The following is a 1,545-nucleotide window of genomic DNA, read 5'->3' as shown; positions in this document are numbered from 1 at the left end:
CACCTGATAATCAGATGATGACTCGTTCCCTATTGAAAACCCACAAGAATCAGCGAAGAGCCCTTTATATTTTATGGCTGAGGAACTCTTTCTTTTCAATACCTGCCTGCTTCAGAATTGATAGGAGTGTTCCTGTTGCCACTTCCCGGTGATTTGGTATTGTAACCAGCCGCCTGGTTTCTTCATTGAATAGATGAATGTGGCTTCCTGTCTGCCTTACCTGTTTGAATCCAAAATGGTAGAGAATTTTGATAATCTCACGAGATGATAGAGGCGGAATTTTTGACAAGGTTATCTACTTCAATATCGATATAGGTCAATTTGTGATCTCTGGGGCTTAATTCGATTAACAGCTTGTAGTGTTCTTCAAGCCCTTTTTTCAAGTTGCGTATTGCTTCCTCCTCAGTGAAACCCTGATCAGCGACATGCGTAAGAAGATCAATAGCAACGTAGTATTTTCCTTCCCTGTGTACTTCGATGAGGGTTTTCATACTATCAGGAGTATCTCTGTTTCTTTCCAATAATAATGGTTTTCCATGTGATCTACTCCTCCAATATCAGGCATATATGGCATCCTTTTCGATATAGCTCATCAGGCGTGGCCGGGTGGCTATGCCGCCTTTCAGAACAAGATCGACGTCTCTGTTGAGGATAACTTCGAGTTCGTCTTTCAGGTCGATGACATCCCATCCAATCGGTCTTTCAAATGAGACCAGAATATCAAGATCACTCTCTTCTGTTTGTTCGTTTCGTGCGAATGATCCAAAGATGGCTATCTCTTTTATCGGGTATCGGCGTAGTAATTCAGGCTTTGCTCTCTGGATCTTCTGGATAATGGAGTGAACCGTCCATGTTTTGGGTATATCCTCTGGTCTTTGTGGCATCACTCATCACTCTCCTATTGGATTATTGGTAAATATGATCTTGTGCATGATAATGATTCTTGCTACATGGAGATCTCTCTCTCTCTCCCAGTTGTCTGTTTTGTTCCTTTTAACGGCTTTCTGAATTGTATTTATGAATTTAGGGTTCAAATCTCTACAAAAACGAGCGGTCTTACTCTGGTTTGCATTTTCGCCAATAAACTATATGCAGGTTTATGATGGGGATGTCTGGCTGGATCCCGCCCTGCTTCATCCACTCATGAAAACCTGTCTTCCTGCAATCTCCGGGTACAACCCCATCGCCTCCATCGATACCCTAATAATAGAGCTGATGTAAAAGAATGGATTATACGAATTATAAGGATCATCTGCCAATGCCCCGCTACGTCTTCTTCAATCCCTTCTCCATCCTGATGGTGATCATTCTCTTCGCAGCACTCATCCTCTTAATTCCGCTCCTTCTTCTCGGCATTGTCGGGGGTGCCCTCACAAACCTCGGGTTCTCGTGGTTCCAGGCAATCGGGCTTCTTGTCCTGATTTTGATCGGGAGCCTGGTGAATATTCCGGTGACTGAGATCCGGGAGAGAGCGTCTGATCCGGTGGAGCGTCCTGAAGGGCGCCAGTTTGCCCCGTCACTCTATGATGGGATGTATAAGGTGCA

Annotated in this window: 4 protein-coding genes and 1 pseudogene; 2 read left to right on the top strand and 3 right to left on the bottom strand. The window is 44.3% G+C overall.

Annotated features, from left to right (window positions below):
* Window positions 1–64 precede the first annotated feature (64 nt).
* From QCH34_RS12510 to QCH34_RS12500, 3 genes are all read right to left on the bottom strand, one after another.
* Window positions 65–289, bottom strand: coding sequence for a type II toxin-antitoxin system HicA family toxin (locus QCH34_RS12510; RefSeq protein ID WP_300334616.1), 225 nt, complete (start codon window positions 287–289; stop codon window positions 65–67).
* Entirely contained in the window at window positions 258–491 is a 234-nt protein-coding gene (locus tag QCH34_RS12505; RefSeq protein WP_300334614.1) for a hypothetical protein, read from the bottom strand. The genes QCH34_RS12510 and QCH34_RS12505 overlap by 32 nt, the downstream gene beginning before the upstream one ends.
* Before the next feature lie 66 nt (window positions 492–557).
* Complete coding sequence (locus QCH34_RS12500) at window positions 558–884, bottom strand: nucleotidyltransferase family protein (RefSeq protein ID WP_300334612.1); 327 nt, start codon at window positions 882–884, stop codon at window positions 558–560.
* A gap of 205 nt (window positions 885–1,089) precedes the next feature.
* On the opposite strand from QCH34_RS12500, the gene QCH34_RS12495 reads away from it, so the two are divergent.
* Window positions 1,090–1,221, top strand: a complete 132-nt coding sequence (locus tag QCH34_RS12495) for a hypothetical protein (protein ID WP_300334610.1) — start codon at window positions 1,090–1,092, stop codon at window positions 1,219–1,221.
* A 37-nt stretch (window positions 1,222–1,258) separates the two neighbouring features.
* Window positions 1,259–1,545: pseudogene (locus QCH34_RS12490) on the top strand (hypothetical protein); the annotation flags it as partial.

This window comes from Methanocalculus sp., from assembly GCF_029762515.1.
Lineage (GTDB): Archaea > Halobacteriota > Methanomicrobia > Methanomicrobiales > Methanocorpusculaceae > Methanocalculus.
The sequence above is the reverse complement of the archived record's forward strand: the minus strand, read 5'-3'. Positions and strand labels throughout refer to the sequence as shown.